Origin of the sequence: Pseudanabaena sp. FACHB-2040 (genome assembly GCF_014696715.1) — a bacterium.
Taxonomy (GTDB): domain Bacteria; phylum Cyanobacteriota; class Cyanobacteriia; order Phormidesmidales; family Phormidesmidaceae; genus JACVSF01.
On record NZ_JACJQO010000017.1, the window covers coordinates 77790 to 97004 of the forward strand.

Consider the following 19215-nt stretch of genomic DNA (forward strand, 5'->3'; position numbering starts at 1 on the left):
CGACAGAATGTGCTTTGAGGAAAACACAAGGCAATGGGGTGCTTTCAATTTAAAAAGGGGGTTTCAACAGAAGTTGAGTTGATTGAGCTAGCCATTGGTTGAAAGAGAACATCCCTGAGTTCAACTCAGGGACATTCTTCGCTTCTACCGCTCACATTTGTGAATGGCAGATCGCATCGTTATGCAAACACTTGCCGTCCTTCGAACCGGCCTGACTGCACGTAATGTTCGAAACCGCTAGACACGATGTTGTTGTTAACAGCCGCTTGCACATCAGAGTTGAGAGCCAGATAGCTGCTTTCGTTAAAGAGGGCGCTGGGGCTCCGTTGGGGCTCCCTCTGCCCAAATTTGACGTAGTGCTCAAAACCGCTCGCAAAGGCTTTACCAGCTACAGCCTGGGCAACATCCGGGTTTTGCTGCAGGTAGTAGGATTCGTTGAACAGGTACAGGGAAGGAGCTCGGTTTTCGGCGCTGCCCGATTCCACAAAGTGCTCGAAGCCACTGCTAATAACCCCTGCCGACACTGCGTTTGCCACATCTGGGTTGCGCAGCAGGTAGTCCTGCTGGTTGAACTGGGCGCTGGGGTTGCGGCCCTCCTTGTGGCCAAACTGGGCGAAGTGGGCAAAGCCACTACTGAACGCGCCTCCCCCAACTGCCTGGGCAATGTCGGGGTTTTGGCTCAGGTAGAAAGTTTCGTTATAGAGGGTACTGGGATTGCGGCCCTCTAACCAGCCAGCGGTGACGAAGTGCTCGTAGCCTGACTTAATCAGTCCAGCATCAATTGCCGCAGCAATGTCTGAGTACTGGCTCAAGTAGTAGCCCTCATCAAATAGCTGATCAAGTGCCAGTCCGCCCACTTCGACGGGGGCGAAGGTGACTTCCGTATTAGCATCTAAGAGGGCGTAACGGGCGAACTGCTCGTAGTCAAACACACCATTGACGGCAGCAGGTGGTGTGTAACCGGCAATCTGCAGCGACACGGTAGCCGTAGCTGACTGCCCCTGACTGTCTACTAGGCTATAGGTGAAGCTGTCGCTTCCCACTTGGCCAGAAGCCAGCCCGGCAAAGCCAAAGGGTACGTAGGTCAGAGTGCTGTCGCTATTAAGGATGACCAGAGAACCTGAGGCAAGGGCCACCTGTCCACCGGGTGCGATCGCAGTCTCCCCAATTTTGCCAATCGTTAGGGTATCGCCCGGATCGCTGTCACTGTCATTCGCCAGCACATTGAGCTTCAGGCTTCTCCGCTCGCTGACAGCACCCTGGTCATTTCCAGCAACCGGCGCATCATTGAGACCACTGATGGCAACTTCGACCGTGGCTGTAGACGTGCCGCCGTTACCGTCGCTGATGGCGTAGGTAAAGCTGTCGGTCTTGGTGTCGCCATTAGAGAGGTTTTCGAATTTGCCTGCTGGGTCGTAGTTAAAGGTGCCATCGCTGTTTAGGCTAACCTTCGCCCCCGATGCAATGGTAATGGCAGGGCCACCCACCGCAATCGTGCTGCCGTTGACCTGAATAATCGAGAGGGTATCCCCGTCGATATCGGTGTCGTTGGCGAGCACACTACCCGTCTTAAACGGCGTGTCTTCATTGGTGGAGAAGCCGACCCCACTGTCTTTCACCGCTACTGGAGCATCATTGAGCCCATTAATAACGATGCTGACCGTCGCTGGGTCGCTGCCGCCATTGGCATCGCTCAAGGTATAGGTAAAGCTATCGACGGCTGTCTTACCCGCACCCAGGGACTCAAACTTGCCGTTGGGGTTGTAGTTAAAGGTGCCGTTGGCGTTGAGAGTCACGCTGGCTCCCGAAGTCAGCGTGACGCTGCTATTCACCGAGATGGCTTTGCCATCCACCTGAGTAATCGTGAGCGTATCGTTGAGGTCAACATCTGAGTCGTTGGCCAGCACTGTCGGCGTGGTCAGCGGTGTGCCCTCGTTGGTTGAGAAGCCTTGGCCGCTGTCGTCATTGGCTACCGGATTGTCATTGACACCGTTGACCACAATCTGAACCGTTGCCGTATCGCTGCCGCCTTGGCCATCGCTCAAGGTATAGGTAAAGCTATCTACCTTGTTGGTTCCTGCTGCCAGTGAATTGAACTTGCCATTGGGGTTGTAGGTGAAGGTGCCGTTGCTGTTTAGCATCATCAGAGCGCCAGAAGCCAGTTCGACAGCCGGTCCTCCCATTGCGATCGCTTTGCCATCAACCTGAGTAATTGTCAACACAGCTCCCGGATCGCCGTCGCTGTCGTTCTTAAGGACGTTGGCTGTGGTGAAGGTCGTATTTTGGTTGGTGGTAAAGCCAGTGCCGCTGTCATCGTTAGCCACAGGCAGGTCGTTGACGTTGGTAAAGGCAATTTGAGCAGCCTGGATCGCAGTCGATATCGTCCCGTCACTAACGCTGACGCCGTAAGTGGGCGCAGTCTCGTCGCCATCGTCCACAAATCGAACCCGCCCATTGGTGACGTCTTGCAGCGTAAAGCTGGTCGCCCCTACCGTTTCGAAGGTGCCGTCTCCATCCTTATCTACCTCAAACTGTCCCTGGCCTGCAGCTAAACCACTGATGGTAAAGACCAACTCCGACGGTAGGTTATCTGGGTCAGATGCGGAAAGGTTGCTGGGAGTCAGCAAGACTGTCCCACCCTCTGAAATCGTCAGGCTATTCGCGCCCAGAACCGGCAAGTCATTGGTGGCGTTAAAGGTGATATTGGCCTTGGTCGTCGTTTCACCACCCTCTGGATCGCTAACCTTGATCGTGAAGCTGGGAGCCACTTCAGAGCCGTTCTGAAGGAAGACGATTTCCTTGCGGGTGACCTGAGCCTGGGTAAAGGTTGTGATAGGCTCGCCCCCAGAGAACAGGACAAACGTACCGCCCGTCAGGTTACTGATGGTGTAAGTAATCTTAGTGGGGTCGATGGTCTCATCATCCTGGGCCAGCAGATTGGCGCTGCTCAGCTCCAGCAATCCGTCTTCATTAATGACAAAGGCATTTGTCATCAAGCGCGGATTGTCGTTTACCGGGATTAGCTTCACCGTTGCCGCTTGCGTCTTCACTCCACCCGATGGATCAGTAACCTCAACGGTGTAGGTAGCTGGCGTTTCATCCCCATCGTCCTGGAAGCTGAGCTTGCCAAAAGAAACTAATGAGGTCGTGAACGTCGTCTTATCGTCGAGAACTTTTCCATCTAAGTAGAAGGTGCCGCCGCTGACGTTGAAGATGCGGAAGGTGAGTTGGCTGACAATGTCGTCGTCATCTGTGGCACTCAGGTTGCTGGCTGACAGAACAATCTTGTTCCCTTCTTGCACCTCTAACTGGTTAGCTAGGAAGACAGGCAGGTTATTGACATTAATGAATCCGCCTGGTCCTTCTGGGAAGGTCACAGTAGTAGTCGTGCTCTGGCTGGTTGCATCGCCAGAAAGGCCGCTGTCCTTGACGGTTAAGGTGTAGCTGGGCGCAAGTTCACTATCGTCATGCTTAAACTGCACTCGGTTGTTGTTGATGTCATCCTGAGTGAAGCTGGTGGTCATTGCCCCCGTTGCAACAAACTGGAACTCGCCATTGCTCACTTGGTCAACGGTGTAGATCAGTTGAGCTGGATTGGTAGTTTCCTCATCCGCAGCCGACAAGACCGCACTAGAGAGCACTACTGCAGCCCCTTCCTGAATCTCAAAGGCGCTAGCGGTTACCACCGGCGCATCGTTGACTGGGGTGAATGCGATCGCAGCTTTGCCCGTTGCCGAGAAAGGTCCTGCCGGAGTTACCACAGGTGGAGCGGGTACCGTATCAGTCACGGTCACAGTGTATTCAGGGGCCGCATTGGTGCCATTGTGGACGAAGCTCACCAGCCCGCCGTTGATGTCGGCTTGGGTGAAGGTCGTAGTTGCAACGCTATTGACTCTGAACTCGCCGCCGCTTAGCCCGCTTACCTGATAGGTCAGCTGGTTGGGCGCTGACTCTTCATCGTTGGTCAGCAGGTTGGCCTGGCTCAGGACAACGGTACCGCCTTCAAGGATGCTCAGCTTGTTGTTGACCAACTCTGGAGCCTGGTTCACCCGCGTGAAGGTCACGGTCGGGCTGCTCTCGACATCGGTGCCGCCCTCGCTGTCGGTGACCGTCAGCGTGTAGTTCGGTGTTGTGTCGCTGCCGTCGTGCACAAAGACAACTCGGCTCTTGTTAATATCAACCTGGGTAAAGCTGGTAATCGCGACCGTGCTGGCTGTCGCCAAGGCAAAGCGGCCGCCCTGAACGTTGCCCACCGTGTACTTCAGCTCAGCCTGCGGCGTCTCTCCTACCTCGTCAGTAGCGCTGATGTTGGCACTGCTCAGAATCACCGTGCCGCCTTCGCTGATAGAGAACCCATTGATAGTGATCTCGGGATTGTCGTTGACTCGGTTGAAGGTCACCTCAGCTGCGACCGGAGCAGTCGAAGCAACACCATCTGAAACAGAAATCATGTAGTCAGGCTTGGTCTCGCTGCCGTCTTGAACAAAGCCAATACGACCCAGTACCACGTCAGCTAGGCTGAAGCTGACTAGCCCACTCGGGAAATCGGCACCATCCCTCTGGAATTTGCCGCCGATTACGCCATCAATGGTGAAGACCAAATCCACCTGATTCGTCTCCAGATCTTCAGCACTCAGGTTCTCGGTTGTTAGGGTGACGCGGCCCCCTTCGTTGATACTCAGATTCTTAGCTAGAAGAACCGGTAGGTCATTGAGGTTATTGAAGCTGCCTTCAAAGCTCACTGTTTTAGTGGCGCTCTTAGGCGTGCTATCGCCGTCTCTGACCGTCACGGTGTAGCTCGGAGCTACTTCGCTACCATCGTGGACAAACTGCACTTTGCCTGCATCAACGTCAGCCTGACTAAAGCTGGTGATGGTCGCCCCAGTTGATACCAGCTGGAAGCTGCCGTTGCTCACCTGGTCTACGCTGTAGACCAACTTGCTCGGGTCGGTGGTCTCTTCGTCGCTGGCCAACAGTTGGCTGCTGCTCAGTACAAAGGCCTTGCCCTCATCGACGGTGAAGACGTTGGCCTGCAGCATCGGCGCGTCATTAACGGCCGTGAACTCAATGATGGCTTTGCCAGTGGCAGTGAAAGGACCGGCAGGAGCTAGAACGGGGCCGCTCGGCACGCTGTCGGTCACAGTCACGGTGTACTGCGGTGCGACATTAGCACCATCGTGGACGAAGCTCACTAGCCCACCGTTGATGTCAGCCTGGGTGAAGGTCGTAGTTGCAACGCCATTGACTCTGAACTCGCCACCGCTTAGCCCGCTCACTTGGTAGGTCAGCTGGTTAGGTGCTGACTCTTCATCGTTGGCCAGTAGGTTGGCCTGACTCAGGACAACGGTGCCGCCTTCAAGAATGCTCAGCTTGTTGTTGACCAACTCTGGAGCCTGGTTCACCCGCGTGAAAGTCACGGTCGGGCTGCTCTCGACATCAGTACCGCCCTCGCTGTCAGTAACCGTCAGCGTGTAGTTCGGTGTTGTGTCACTGCCGTCGTGCACAAAGACAACTCGGCTCTTGTCGATGTCAGCTTGTGTGAAGCTGGTAATCGCTGCACCAGTCGCTGTCGCTAGGGCGAAGCGGCCGCCCTGAACGTTGCCCACCGTGTACTTCAGTTCAGCCTGCGGCGTCTCTCCCACTTCGTCAGTAGCGCTGATGTTGGCACTGCTCAAAATCACCGTGCCGCCTTCGCTAATAGAGAACCCGTTGATAGTGATCTCGGGGTTGTCGTTGACTCGGTTGAAGGTCACCTCAGCTGCGACCGGAGCAGTCGAAGCAACACCATCTGAAACAGAAATTGTGTAGCTAGGCTTGGTCTCGCTGCCGTCTTGAACAAAGCCAATACGACCCAGTACCACTTCAGCCAAGCTGAAGCTGACTGGCCCAACTGGGAAGTCAGCCCCATCTATCTGGAACTTACCGCCCACTACATTGCTGAGGGTGAAGACCAAATCTACCTGATTCGTCTCCAGATCCTCAGCACTCAGGTTCTCGGTTGTTAGGGTGACGCGGCCCCCTTCGTTGATACTCAGATTCTTGGCCAGAAGAACCGGTAGGTCATTGAGGTTATTGAAGCTGCCTGCAAAGCTCACTGTTTTAGTGGCGCTCTTAGGCGTGCTGTCGCCATCTTTGACCGTCACGGTGTAGCTCGGAGCTACTTCGCTACCATCGTGGACAAACTGCACTTTGCCTGCATCAACGTCAGCCTGACTAAAGCTGGTGATGGTCGCCCCAGTTGATACCAGCTGGAAGCTGCCGTTGCTCACCTGGTCTACGCTGTAGATCAACTTGCTCGGGTCGGTGGTCTCTTCGTCGCTGGCCAACAGTTGGCTGCTGCTCAGCACAAAGGCTTTGCCCTCATCGACGGTGAAGACGTTGGCCTGCAGCATCGGCGCGTCATTAACGGCCGTGAACTCAATGATGGCTTTACCAGTGGCAGTGAAAGGTCCTGCCGGAGTTACCACAGGTGGAGCGGGTACCGTATCAGTTACGGTCACAGTGTATTCAGGGGCCGCATTAGCACCATCGTGGACGAAGCTCACCAGCCCGCCGTTGATGTCGGCTTGGGTGAAGGTCGTAGTTGCAACGCTATTGACTCTGAACTCGCCACCGCTTAGCCCGCTCACTTGGTAGGTTAGCTGGTTAGGTGCTGACTCTTCATCGTTGGTCAGCAGGTTGGCTTGACTCAGGACAACGGTACCGCCTTCAAGAATGCTCAGCTTGTTGTTGACCAACTCTGGAGCCTGGTTCACCCGCGTGAAGGTCACGGTCGGGCTGCTCTCGACATCGGTGCCGCCCTCGCTGTCGGTAACCGTCAGCGTGTAGTTCGGTGTTGTGTCACTGCCATCGTGCACAAAGACAACTCGGCTCTTGTCGATGTCAGCTTGTGTGAAGCTGGTAATCGCTGCGCCAGTCGCTGTCGCTAGGGCGAAGCGGCCGCCCTGAACGTTGCCCACCGTGTACTTCAGTTCAGCCTGCGGCGTTTCTCCTACCTCGTCAGTAGCGCTGATGTTGGCACTGCTCAAAATCACCGTGCCGCCTTCGCTGATAGAGAACCCGTTGATAGTGATCTCGGGGTTGTCGTTGACTCGGTTGAAGGTCACCTCAGCTGCGACCGGAGCAGTCGAAGCAACACCATCTGAAACAGAAATCATGTAGTCAGGCTTGGTTTCAGTGCCGTCTTGAACAAAGCCAATACGACCCAGTACCACTTCAGCCAAGCTGAAGCTGACTGGCCCAACTGGGAAATCGGCACCGTCTATCTGGAACTTACCGCCCACTACGTTGCTGAGGGTGAAGACCAAATCTACCTGATTCGTCTCCAGATCTTCAGCGCTCAGGTTCTCGGTTGTTAGGGTGACGCGGCCCCCTTCGTTGACACTCAGATTCTTAGCTAGAAGAACCGGTAGGTCATTGAGGTTATTGAAGCTGCCTTCAAAGCTCACTGTTTTAGTGGCGCTCTTAGGCGTGCTATCGCCGTCTCTGACCGTCACGGTGTAGCTCGGAGCTACTTCGCTACCATCGTGGACAAACTGCACTTTGCCTGCATCAACGTCAGCCTGACTAAAGCTGGTGATGGTCGCCCCAGTTGATACCAGCTGGAAGCTGCCGTTGCTCACCTGGTCTACGCTGTAGACCAACTTGCTCGGGTCGGTGGTCTCTTCGTCGCTGGCCAACAGTTGGCTGCTGCTCAGTACAAAGGCCTTGCCCTCATCGACGGTGAAGACGTTGGCCTGCAGCATCGGCGCGTCATTAACGGCCGTGAACTCAATGGTGGCTTTACCAGTGGCAGTGAAAGGACCGGCAGGAGCTAGAACGGGGCCGCTCGGCACGCTGTCGGTCACGCTTACGGTGTACTGCGGTGCGACATTAGCACCATCGTGGACGAAGCTCACCAGCCCACCGTTGATGTCGGCTTGGGTGAAGGTCGTAGTTGCAACGCTATTGACTCTGAACTCGCCGCCGCTTAGCCCGCTCACTTGATAGGTTAGCTGGTTAGGTGCTGACTCTTCATCGTTGGCCAGTAGGTTGGCCTGACTCAGGACAACGGTACCGCCTTCAAGAATGCTCAGCTTGTTGTTGACCAACTCTGGAGCCTGGTTCACCCGCGTGAAAGTCACGGTCGGGCTGCTCTCGACATCGGTGCCGCCCTCGCTGTCGGTAACCGTCAGCGTGTAGTTCGGTGTTGTGTCGCTGCCGTCGTGAACAAAAATAATTCGACCAGCATCGATATCAGTCTGAGTGAAGCTGGTAATGGCAGTGCCTGAGGTGCTGCCCAGCTCAAATCGGCCACCCACAACATTGCTGACGTTGTACTTGAGGGCTAACCGAGGCGTTTCGCCCACCTCATCGGCGGCATCCAAATTGGCCTTGCCGAGGATCACCCGCCCACCTTCAGTAATGCTGAAGGTGTTTTTGAGGATCTCAGGATTATCGTTGACGCGCTCAAACCTGGTAACCGTTACCGGCACTGGGCTACTAGAGCCACCGTCGGCATCTTGCACAGTTACTAGATAGGTTGGCACCGTTTCTGTGCCATTGTGCTGGAAGCTGATCCGCTGTAGTACCACATCGGCCAGAGTGAACTGTACCGCTCCACCGAAGGGAACTCCGTCAAGCAGGAAAGAACCGCCCTGAATTCCAGTAATGGTGATTTTCAGGTCGTTGCTGAGGGTTTCTAGATCGGAGGCATTCAGGTGATTCGTGGTTAGCGTAACGAGGCCACCCTCAGAAATCGCTAAGTTGTTTGCCAGGATTTCGGGCAGGTCATTGAGGTTGGTAAAGTTGCCGTCAAAGACCACTGTTTGGGTGGCGCTCTTGGGCGTTGTGTCGCCGGGGATGCCGCTGTCCTTGACAGTTAAGGTGTAGCTCGGAGCAGCTTCGCTGCCGTCGTGGACAAACTGCACCTTGCCCGTATTGACATCAGCCTGAGTGAAGGTTGATAGCGCAGCCCCCCCCGCACTCAGGCGGAAAGAGCCATTACTGACCTTGTCCACGGTGTAGACAAGTTTGGTTGGATCGGTGGTTTCTTCATCACTGGCCAGCAGGCTGGTCGAGGATAGAGTGATAGTCTCGCCTTCTTTAATGGCAAACGCATTGGCCGTTAGAGTAGGCGCATCATTAACCGCCGTGAACTGGATGGTTGGGGTGCCGGTTGCTGTGAAAGGCCCGAAGGGTAGGGCCACTGGGCCAGCAGGTACCGTATCGGTGACGGTCACTGTGTATTGAGGGGCAGTATTTTTACCGTCGTGGACAAAGCTGACCAACCCATTGTTTACGTCGGCCTGGGTAAAGCTGGTTTTGGCTGCCCCGTTAACCCTGAACTGGCCACCAGCGAGGCCCGAAATGGTGTAGGTTAGCTGCTCAGGCGTCGATTCCTCATCTGTTGCTAGCAGGTTGGCCTGAGATAAAGTGACCGTCGCCCCTTCAGTTAGGGTGAGGGTATTGTTCTTGAGGGTGGGCGCTTCATTAACCCGGGTCAAGATAATGTTGGGCGTCGTGCTGGTGCTACTACCGCCCTCGGTGTCGAGCACGGTTAGGGTGTAGGAGGGGGTGATATCGGTGCCGTCGTGGACAAAGACGATCCTCCGGCCGTCGATATCGCTTTGGGTGAAGCTGGTGATTGCGGTTCCTTGAGCAGAGCCTAGGGCGAATCGGCCACCCACCACATTGCTAACGGTATAGCTCAACGACAGTCGAGGGGTCTCGCCCGGCTCATCGGCTCCGTTTATGTTGGCCTGACTCAACAGAATGGTTTCGCCTTCTTTGATGCTGAAGGTATTGGCCGTAATCGTGGGGTTGTCATTAACCCGGTTGAAGACGACAGTGGGCTGGCTGGTGGCAGACTTCGGCGGCGCACCCGTTGAAGTACCAGCATCAGTCACGGTTACCGAGTAGGCAGGTTTAGTTTCGCTGCCGTCTTGTCGGAAGCTGACGCGACCGAGGATGATGTCTTCTAGCTTGAAGGTGGCGGTGGCCCCCTGAGCTACGTCATTGAGCAAGAATGTGCCGCCCTGGATGCCTGTGATGGTAAATTGCAGGTCAGTGGGCAGGGTTTCGAAATCGGTGGCGTTGAGGTCAGAGAGCGTGAGCTTGGCCGTATTGCCTTCTCCAATGGTCAGGCTGTTGGCCAGGAAGGTAGGAGCGTCGTTGATGTTGATGAAGGTCGGCGTGTCAGTGCGGGTCGAGGTCTTGTCGCCATCGCTGACGGTCACCGTGTAGCTGGGCACAGTCTCGCTGCCGTCATGCCGGAAGCTGATCTCTCCGGCGCTGATCTGGAGCTGGGTGAATTGGGTCACCTTGCTGCCGTCGCCCCGGATAAAGTCGCCGCCAACCACGTTGCTGACAGTGAAGACCAGCGAAGAGGCCAGTGAGTCGGGATCTACAGCACTGAGGTGATTTGAGCGAATTAGGGCGGTACCTCCCTCGACTACCGTAAACGGCGTGTTGGTCGGCCCGAAGGTGGGTGCGTCGTTGACTTTGGTAAATTCCACAGCAGCGGGCACAGTGACGCTGTCTGTTCCATCAGACACCTGAATGGAGAAGGTGGGCTTTGCTTCATCGCCATTATCGGTGAAGGTCACTAGGCCATTGAGGATGTCGGCGCGGGTAAAGGTATTTTTGACGACACCATCCACCTTGAAGACGTCGCCCGTAGCCAGTCCAGTGATGGTGAAAGTGATTTTGTTGTCTTCCAGGGTTTCGATGTCGATCGCATCAAGCACACTGGTCGTTACCAGCAGAGTTTCGCCCTCGGTGACTTTGAACTGGTTGGCCAGAATCTGGGGCGGGTCGTTGGCGTCTTGAACTGTGACGTTGTAGGTTAGGGTGTCGATACCGCCATCGCCATCGGAGACCTGGACAACGAAGGTATCGGTGCCAGAGAAGTTGGGGTTGGGCGTGTATTTGACCTGCTGCTGATTGCCCAGGCCAGTCGACACGATTTCAACGGTGCCGTTGGTAGGCTGTGTGCTTAGGCTCCACTGCAGGATGTCGAGTACCCCAGCATCGGTTGCGGTAATGAGTTGGGTGACGGACTTGTCTTCGGCGACGGTCAGAGACTCAATCGAGACAGGACCCGCAGGCGTGGTGATGACGGGAGCAAGGTTAGCAACCTGAATAGAGGTTGTGCTTACCAAAGTCGCCCCAGCGCTGTCGGTCACTGTCACCTTGACGTTGAAATTGCCTTCGTCTTTGTAAAGGTGATTGAGGCCAGCGGGCAGAGCAAAGCTGCCGCCACTGTTGTTAACGGCGCTGAGGGTCTGTTGGCTGCCATCGCCCCAGTCGATCGTGACAGTGTGTTTGTCGGTGATATCGACGTCCTGGAAAGCTCCGGCTAAGGTGAGGGTTTGGCCTTCATCTAGCTTGGTGGCGCTGGGAGTGAGGGTAAGGGCCTGAGGTGCATCGTTAACCGGATCAACACCAACAAAGACTTCAACGATATTGACACCGCCATCGCCGTCGTCAACGGCAATCTTGAAGCTGTCAACGCCATTGAAGTTGAGATTGGGCGTGTAGGTGACGACTTGGGTGCTGCCGCTGGGGTTAGGGGACAAGCTGACCGTGCCATTGGTTGCTTTGGAGGCAACCTGCCAGGCAAAGCTGGTATCTGCTGGGTCGCTAGCCGTTAAGGTCAGGGTACCGGCGGTGTCTTCTTTGGTGCTGAAGGAGGTGACGGGGCCCGGTGTGACAGTGGGCGCAACGTTGTTGACGGTGATGGGAGTTGAGGCACTTGCGATCGCACCCGTACTGTCCTGCACCACCACGTTGATACCTACCGGAGCGCCTGCAGTGTCATCGGTATAGGCGTGATTGACGTTAAAGGAGTAGTTGCCCTTGCCATCGGAAACTAGAGCCGAGTTGGGCAGCACCGTCTCTGGGCTGCCGTCGCCCCACAGAATCTTGACAGTGAAAGAGTCGCCCGCATCGGGGTCAAAGAAACTGCCAGTCAGGGTCAGGGCCTGCCCTTCGTTTAGAGTGGCAGCGCTCTTAACCAGAACCAGATTGCCTGGAGCATCAGGCTGAGCGGCTACATTGACATTGACGGTGATAATGTCAATGCCGCCATCATCATCCCGGACCTGCACCTCAAAGGTATCGGTGCCGCTGAAGTTGGCATTCGGCGTGTAGGTAACGATCTGGTTGTTGCCGTTGGGGCTGAGGGAAACTTTGGCCGTGCCGTTGGCCGCTCCCTTGGCAACGCTCCAGGTCAGCACATCCAAGTTGGAAGGATCGGTCGCATTCAGCAGGAAAGTGGTAGACGTATCCTCGTTGAGCGTCAGCGAGGTTGTTTCCCCTTGAGTAATGGTTGGGGCGACGTTGTTGACCGTCACTGCCGTTGTTGCTTTATCGGTGTTGCCAGTGCTGTCTACAACGGTGACGTTGATGGAGTAGGCTCCATTATCCCGGTAGGTATGATTGACCCCGGTGAAGGAGCGGTTGCCGTCGGCATCTGGTAGGCTGAGATTGTCGCTGTCGATAATCGTGGAGGTGCCGTCGCCCCAATTGATCGTGACGGTTTGCTGATCCCTCTGATCTGGATCATTGAATTGACCCGACAGACTGATTTTCGACCCTTCATTAATCGTCGTTAGGTTCGGCGTTAGGCTTTTGAAAACGGGCTTGTCTGGAGCGTCTGTTACGTTGACAAAAACCGTTCCAGCCGATGTGAAAGAGCCATCATTGGCTGCAACCTGCAGCGTGTAGAGCTGGGGATACTTCTCGTAGTCCAGATCACCCGCATCATTAATACTAAGCGCGCCGGTTGCAGCGTTAATGCTAAAAGCCGATTTGCCATCGCCGTCATTGTCGGGGTTGCCGCCAACAATTGACCACGTTAGCCCTGTTTCGTTGGCCTTGACGGTGCCAAAGGGTGCATCAGTTGGTAACGCCGACTCACTCACGGTAAAAATTTGGCCCGGATCAATTGCAGCCGGTGTATTCAACGTGATTTTGAGCGCGCCTTGGCTGCTGCCTACCCCGTCTACCGCAAAGTAGTAGGTGGTGCCAGCACTGGCCGTAAAGGTGACGCTGCTTTGAAGAGTGCCGTTGGCATCGTCGTTTTTGGCTACTTGGGTCAGGCTGTTGGGTGCTGAACCGGTGTAGGCAGCCAACACCGTGTTAATGCTGCTGCCAAAGGTGTCAACCGTGACTGGCCCTGATACGGGAGCTGTCCATTTCCACCAGGCAGAGTCGTTTAAATCTTGCTGAAACGTTGGCGCTAACCCACTTACGGTAGGGTCATGAATCGGTTCACCCATTTGCTGAGTGGCATCAACGTTGGTTCCCGTCGCTGTTGCGTTGGTTCCAGTCAGTTCTTGAGCGTTGCTGAAGTTGTCGTTGGCAGGAGCAGCTAAGACCGCATAGTAAGCGGCAGCCGCTGTCTCCGAAAGCAGGGGTTTAGCGGCACAGTTTCCCAGGTGAGTGTCGAGGTGCCAGTCACCGCCGAGCCTGGTATGGCCCACTAGACGCTCGGAGGCAGCAATACAGGCTCCTGTCAGTGTGTGCAGCGCCTGCAAAAATTGGGCTCCGGCATCTCCTGCGGCTACATTACAGCCATACAGAAATAAGACTGATTCACTGCTAAGGGTAGTAAACCAGTCTTTTAATTGAGGCTCGTAGTGGTCGAGGGAGTGGAGACTTAACTGGCTCTTACCCAGGTTTAAACATCCGGGCAAGCCGTGAGCAACAATGTGAATTTCAGTGGTTCCAGGATGCTGCCGCAAAGCATGGGTGATCTGCTCAACTCCATCTTCGTCTGACCTTAAAATCAGCACCTCTCCAGGCAGTGAAATACTCTCTACCAACTGCAAGTGTGCATCAACGTTTGCATCAATAAAGATAAGAGAGTTCGTGTGATTTTCCATGATTCGCATCCCAGATCGCTTTATCAAAATGTGTACTCCATCAATTCCCCAACCAATTAATTTAGAGGGAAATCATCGATCATCCCTGTCTAGAAATCCAGCATGAACTGTGGCAGAGAACATGCTGTCCTCTACCGCTTCAAACTAGAAAGCTTTTAGTCTTTACCGCCAGAGGTTAAATACACCCCTGAAACCTTATGTTTGGAACGTAGACTATCTATACCCAATGAGGCGTGAAATTTTAGCAGTAGACTGTGCTCAAATAGCTGTTCGAGTAAACCGAGAGAGATGCACTAACAAATGGCTCAGAGATGAGATAGTCTTAAGAACCTCTACCCTCTAAAGATCGGTAGATTTACTGATCCTCCTTTTTCAGCTTTCATAAACCGCTAGCTGACTTGCTATGCGGAATTATGAACCTAGATGATAGTTCCCGGCTAACAGGTGAAAGAATCATCAAAGCCTTGTGAAGCGTTTCTTTTTTTACAGATGTTTACTCGTTCGGCTCGTTGAATATCGCTTTTTTCTAGAGTTGTTAGACGCCTCGATTTATTTTTGTGAATCTGAGGCCTTCTGATACCCGTTCTTTAGCGGCAGGTTTCGGCTTGGTTCAAAAATCGCGGTGATAGCGTTTGGGGCAGTTGAGCTGCAACCGTCTGATGAGCCAATGTTCTGCGGCTGAGTCTGTTCTCTGCTCATCGAACTCGGGTTAAACTACCGACAACGTGAAGCAGGACGTGGGTAGCCATGGAGTCAAGCTTTTTAACGGCCGTGTTTTTACCGCTGGCACTATTTGTGATCATGCTAGGTATGGGGTTGGGGTTGAAGCCAGCCGACTTTACCCGAGTTTGGCGCTATCCAAAAGCGGTGATGATTGGACTGTTTGCCCAAGTGGTGATGCTGCCAATAGTGGGCTTTATACTGGTCTCAAGCTTTCCGCTTCCCCCAGAGTTAGCGGTTGGGGTGATGGTTTTAGCTGCTTGCCCTGGCGGCCCTACCTCTAATATGGTGACCTATCTGGCTGGGGGAAATGTGGCGCTGTCGATTACGTTAACGGCCATCAGCAGCTTGATTACAGTGCTGACTATTCCATTGGTGGTTAACCTAGCGATGGGCGCTTTTTTGGGAGAAGGCACCTCCCTGCAGCTGCCCTTTCTCTCCACGGTGCTGCAAATCGCCGTGATTACTGTTATTCCAGTTACGCTGGGCATGGTGCTGCACCGCTACTTACCGCAGTTTGCGACCAAAGCTGAACGCGGCGTCAAATGGCTGTCACTGTTTTTGCTGGGGCTGATTATCGTTGGCCTGTTGCTGCAGCAGCGAGCCAATGTGATGGCCTTTTTTGCCCAAGTGGGGCTGGTGACGCTGGCTTTGAACGTAGTGGCGATGGCGTTGGGCTACCTGATTGCGACGCTGGCCAGGCTGGATCGGCCCAGTTCTACAGCGATTACCCTGGAGGTGGGAATTCAGAACGGGACACTTGCGATCGCAATTGCCAGCGCCCCATCGCTGCTCAATCAACCCACTTTGGCAATTCCTGCTGCTATCTATAGCCTACTGATGTTTGTCACGGGAGGTCTCTTTGCAGGCTGGGCTGCTAGGCAGAGATGATCTTTTGCCCGTTAGAATCGGCTTGAGCTGCTATGCCACTATTTAATAGTGGGGATTATTGCTTTGCGGCACCTTTTGAGCGCATTGCAGCACTGATTACCTTCTTTTGATAAGGGTCGGCATCTTTGCGCCAAACGATACGGTGGCCTTGCAGATCGGCGCAATGATCCTCTAAGCACCGCAGCCAGCCACGTCGATCCATAATTTTCGTCACGTCATCTAGCAGGCCCCATTTCCGCTCTTGCTCACTGAGCTTGGCAAACTTGGCATACCCCGGGTAGTCTGGCGTGATGAGCTGTTCTTTTTGATGCAGCAGGGGCGGATTATCCTCCGGGTCGTGGTCTTGATAGCGGACGTGTAAATCCCGCAGGCCAATAGACATGCTGGTGTGCAGAGCCGGATGGGGGTCTGTATCAAAGTCTGGATAGAACAGGTAGGTAATTCTCGGCTTGTGGATATGGAACTTTACAACCGTTGCTCCATCGGGTCGCCCCAAGGTGCGAGAGGCACAGCCTTCGTAGAGGCGTAGGAGTGGGTCAAGCTGCTCTAGGGCTGATACGTGAACCCAGAGTGAGTTGGGGCGCTGCTGACCAATGGGGCTATTGCGGCAGTGCTCTGCGATCACCTCGGTTCGGCCCAGGCTCATCAGCATTAGGTCTGCTGCGGTACAGGCTTGCTGATAGCTGCCAAAAAGCGCCTTGATGTCTGCCTGGATGGTGGGCGATAGGTCTTTGAATTTGGGGCGTTTGCCGAAGTGGCTGAGGGCGAGATAGACCAAGAGATCGTTGCGACGCTTGTCTGCGATCGCATCCCACTCGCCTGTATCGGTCGCCTGCAGAATAATCTTGAAGGCCTGCTTGAGGCTGCCAAACTGCGCCTGTAATGGCTCACAGCCATAGGTGTCGACTTCTTCAACGGCAGGCAGTCGCCCCCGCTCGGTATAGAAATCCATCAAGGGCTGAAGCAGGTTCCGGTATTCCTCAAATCGGCTGACCTTTAAGCGGATTTGGGGAGCCTTGGCCCGTGAGCGGTAGCGAGAGGCGCGAAACGTCTCTGCCTGGGCCTCATCTCGAAATACAAAGTAGATGCCCAGCGCAACCGGCACCGCATCTACCCCCAACACCTGATCGATGTAGGTCTTTAACTCTTCCTGTTCGTAGTATTTCTGGAAGGTGTTGCGGCTGGTAATAATGCCGTCGCCGTAGGCAATCACGCCACGGGTGCGGTCATCAATCAAGACTTGGGCGGCGACGATCAGCACCTTTTGAGCCAGCTTCCAGGCGTTAATGAGGGCTTCTCGCCGTTCGGCAGTGTCTTCAATGACGTTGATCACGTAGCCCAGGTTCACTACACCTGCTGCGGTGCGGGGATTGTCGGGGCGGAAGTAGGGATCCCATCCGGCGCTGGTGTGCCCCAGACGGCTGATGTACTCAATATCGGCCCCATGACCGCAGCCATAGTCAAAGTAGGTGGTGTTGGGTTCAAACAAGCCCGCTTCAACCGCTAGGCGAACGGGTTTGGAGGCGGTGACGCGGGCGATCGCAGCTTTGTGCCGCTGAATCTTGGGCTTAGCTTGAGTCGGTGTGATGGCTCCTGGTTGAAGGGGGCAGGCGAGGGCATGGTCGTGGATGATCAGGTTGCGATCGCACACCCGCTTCTCCCAAGCCTGCCGAAACCCAATACCGCGAGACTCCTCCAGCAGCCCCAGCACTTCCTCCTGCTTGGTCAACCAGGCAAAGGTCGAGTAGAGCGGGTAGTCAGGGGTAACAAAGGCTTCCTTGCGGTGAAGCACCGGGGGATTGTCGGTCGTACTGTAATCTCGTGATCCAATGGTCAGCGTCTTTAGATTGACCTGAATGCTGCTTTGCAAAGCAGGATGAGCCTCAGTATCAAAATCTGGGTAGAAAAGGTAGACAATTTGAGGCTTATTGAAGCTGAACTTAACGAGGGTCGCTTCATTAAGTTGAGGAGAGGCCGCTCTGGCCTGCTGCTCTAAAGTCTGGAGTTCTGAGGCGAGAGCATTTAGAGCAGAAAGATGAACATAGAGCGCCTCCGGCAGTCGCTTTCCCACAGGGCTGCGCTGGCATAGCTCCACATAGGACTCTAACTGAACGGGTACGCTCACCATGTTTCTGGAAAAGCTCTGCTCTAAAGGATCTCTAAGCTGCTCCCTATCCTATCGAACCATTGGGAATGTTTCTTGAAGCAGACAGATGGGAACTCTGAGGGGCACTTACGTAAGGAGTGGATTAGATGAATCAGAGACAGCCGTCACCTATCCCCTGGTTTCCTTTGGCATTTCCGGTTTCCTTCGTTTCAATATCGGCTTCTATTTCGCCAAATACGCTGCTAGGCGACCTCGGTGAGCTGGAGCGGTATGCAGCTCTATTTATCCTGGCTCTTTTAGCAACGGGCATCATTGCAGGCGCATTGATCGATGAGTTGACCAGTTAACTGAGTTATCTGCTTTTCCACAGGCCTGTTAATTAATTCATAGGGTGAACATTGTCCTGCCAAGCGGCCTCTCATAGGTTGGTTAAAGCTTGGCGAAACCCAACAGTTTAAGGGGCTTGTTGGGGCTCGCAAGCTCGATACCAACCTACAAGAAGGGTCTCGACACGCTACTAGCAGGACAGACAAAGCAAAGCGCGCCCAGCAAAGCCTATAGCGAGTGTCTCAACCACAATTGAAACGTGGGCGCACTGCTACAAGACTATGCTTGCGGCCTAACTGACGGATAGCGCTGGAGGTAGCGCAGCACATCACCAGGATCGGGGCGTACCAGCAGGCCGCCTTCGGGGATGTCAACGACGTGGCTCCACTCAAACTGCTCGGCATAGCCGAGGTGATGCAGACTTGCGATCGCACCTCGCGTATCAGCATCAGATCCCACTAAATAGGCGTAACCGTCTACGCCGGGGCTGCACCAGAGGAATCTGGGGCGCAGCAGGCTGAGTCGCCGCCCCCCAGGTAGGCTCTAGGGGAGACGACAGAAAATATTGAATTTGCAGCATGATCAGGGGATTCCTTCAAATCAATGGGTAGGAATCCCCGAAATCTGGCCACCCATGACATGAGCGAGTAGCAGGGCGGCTAAAATTAGCACAGCCCGTGCGACAGCTTGGACTGTCTTTCGGGTTAGCTGCCGGTTTGTGTTGGTCGCACTTGCCGGTAGCGTCGGACTCAGTTTTCGGGGAAAAGCAAGCTGCTCTGCAACAGCTATGAGGATCGATATTAGGTCATCTGATCCTCAAACACAAGTAACAATTGACACAGAAGCTCAAAGTTTTACCTGTGGAAGCCGGAGCCAGAATCGTAGGCTGGGCTAAGGCTAAAACAATCTTCTCCGTCTGGTCAGCATCTTGTAGCCAATGCCCATCATCGTCAGCGACAGAAAGAACTGCCACAGGCTAGTGGGGCTCAAAATAGCGCGACTGCTAGCAAACACACAAATAATGCCAAAGGCCACTGCTACCCAACCCAAAGACTTAACAGCCGATGGCAGAAACACCAGGGCAAAGACACCGATACAGAGGGAAAGAACCGAGACGTCGGCAGCAATACCTCGCCACCAAGGGTAAGCATGGGTAGTAAATACAATGTTCTTACCCAAGAAGTAAATACCCAACAAAATCAACGCTAGTCCAAAGATGTAGGAAAAAAATCGCATAATGCCTTCACAGGTATTAATGGGTAGATTATTGAAATTGGCTAAAGCCTAGACTTTTACGTAGTT

At 54.4% G+C, this 19215-nt stretch carries 7 protein-coding genes; 2 read left to right on the top strand and 5 right to left on the bottom strand.

Going from position 1 to position 19215, the window contains the following annotated elements; all coding sequences use genetic code 11:
- Nucleotides 1-179 precede the first annotated feature (179 nt).
- The gene (locus tag H6G13_RS18975) at nt 180-13868 is read right to left on the bottom strand and encodes a cadherin-like domain-containing protein (RefSeq protein ID WP_190485683.1); all 13689 of its coding nucleotides are present in this window, start codon (nt 13866-13868) and stop codon (nt 180-182) included.
- A gap of 747 nt (nt 13869-14615) precedes the next feature.
- Between H6G13_RS18975 and H6G13_RS18980 the strand changes: the two genes are divergently transcribed.
- The gene (locus tag H6G13_RS18980) at nt 14616-15479 is read left to right on the top strand and encodes a bile acid:sodium symporter family protein (RefSeq protein ID WP_190485685.1); all 864 of its coding nucleotides are present in this window, start codon (nt 14616-14618) and stop codon (nt 15477-15479) included.
- A gap of 55 nt (nt 15480-15534) precedes the next feature.
- Here the strand turns inward: H6G13_RS18980 and H6G13_RS18985 are convergent, their stop codons facing one another.
- Nucleotides 15535-17607 carry a DNA phosphorothioation-associated putative methyltransferase gene (locus H6G13_RS18985; protein WP_190485687.1) on the bottom strand — a complete coding sequence of 691 codons (2073 nt, stop codon included), beginning with the start codon at nt 17605-17607 and terminating at the stop codon, nt 15535-15537.
- Nucleotides 17608-17732: 125 nt separating this feature from the next.
- Between H6G13_RS18985 and H6G13_RS18990 the strand changes: the two genes are divergently transcribed.
- Nucleotides 17733-17933 carry a hypothetical protein gene (locus tag H6G13_RS18990; RefSeq protein WP_190485688.1) on the top strand — a complete coding sequence of 67 codons (201 nt, stop codon included), beginning with the start codon at nt 17733-17735 and terminating at the stop codon, nt 17931-17933.
- Between the two features lie 259 nt (nt 17934-18192).
- Here the strand turns inward: H6G13_RS18990 and H6G13_RS18995 are convergent, their stop codons facing one another.
- The 3 genes from H6G13_RS18995 to H6G13_RS19000 all read right to left on the bottom strand — a co-directional run bounded on the left by H6G13_RS18995 (nt 18193) and on the right by H6G13_RS19000 (nt 19149).
- Complete coding sequence (locus H6G13_RS18995) at nt 18193-18372, bottom strand: hypothetical protein (protein WP_190485690.1); 180 nt, start codon at nt 18370-18372, stop codon at nt 18193-18195.
- On the bottom strand, nt 18362-18493 hold the full coding sequence (locus H6G13_RS29220; protein ID WP_277882535.1) for a hypothetical protein: 132 nt from the start codon (nt 18491-18493) through the stop codon (nt 18362-18364). Before H6G13_RS29220 ends, H6G13_RS18995 begins: the two co-directional genes overlap by 11 nt.
- A gap of 317 nt (nt 18494-18810) precedes the next feature.
- Nucleotides 18811-19149: a hypothetical protein gene (locus H6G13_RS19000; RefSeq protein WP_190485692.1), complete on the bottom strand. Its 339-nt coding sequence runs from the start codon at nt 19147-19149 to the stop codon at nt 18811-18813.
- Nucleotides 19150-19215 lie beyond the last annotated feature (66 nt).

Excerpts from the sequence above, each read along its gene's own strand:
- H6G13_RS18975 (WP_190485683.1), bottom strand. The coding sequence starts at position 13,868 with ATGGAAAATCACACGAACTCTCTTATCTTTATTGATGCAAACGTTGAT.
- H6G13_RS18980 (WP_190485685.1), top strand. The coding sequence starts at position 14,616 with ATGGAGTCAAGCTTTTTAACGGCCGTGTTTTTACCGCTGGCACTATTT.
- H6G13_RS18985 (WP_190485687.1), bottom strand. The coding sequence starts at position 17,607 with ATGGTGAGCGTACCCGTTCAGTTAGAGTCCTATGTGGAGCTATGCCAG.
- H6G13_RS18990 (WP_190485688.1), top strand. The coding sequence starts at position 17,733 with ATGAATCAGAGACAGCCGTCACCTATCCCCTGGTTTCCTTTGGCATTT.
- H6G13_RS29220 (WP_277882535.1), bottom strand. The coding sequence starts at position 18,493 with ATGCTGCAAATTCAATATTTTCTGTCGTCTCCCCTAGAGCCTACCTGG.
- H6G13_RS19000 (WP_190485692.1), bottom strand. The coding sequence starts at position 19,149 with ATGCGATTTTTTTCCTACATCTTTGGACTAGCGTTGATTTTGTTGGGT.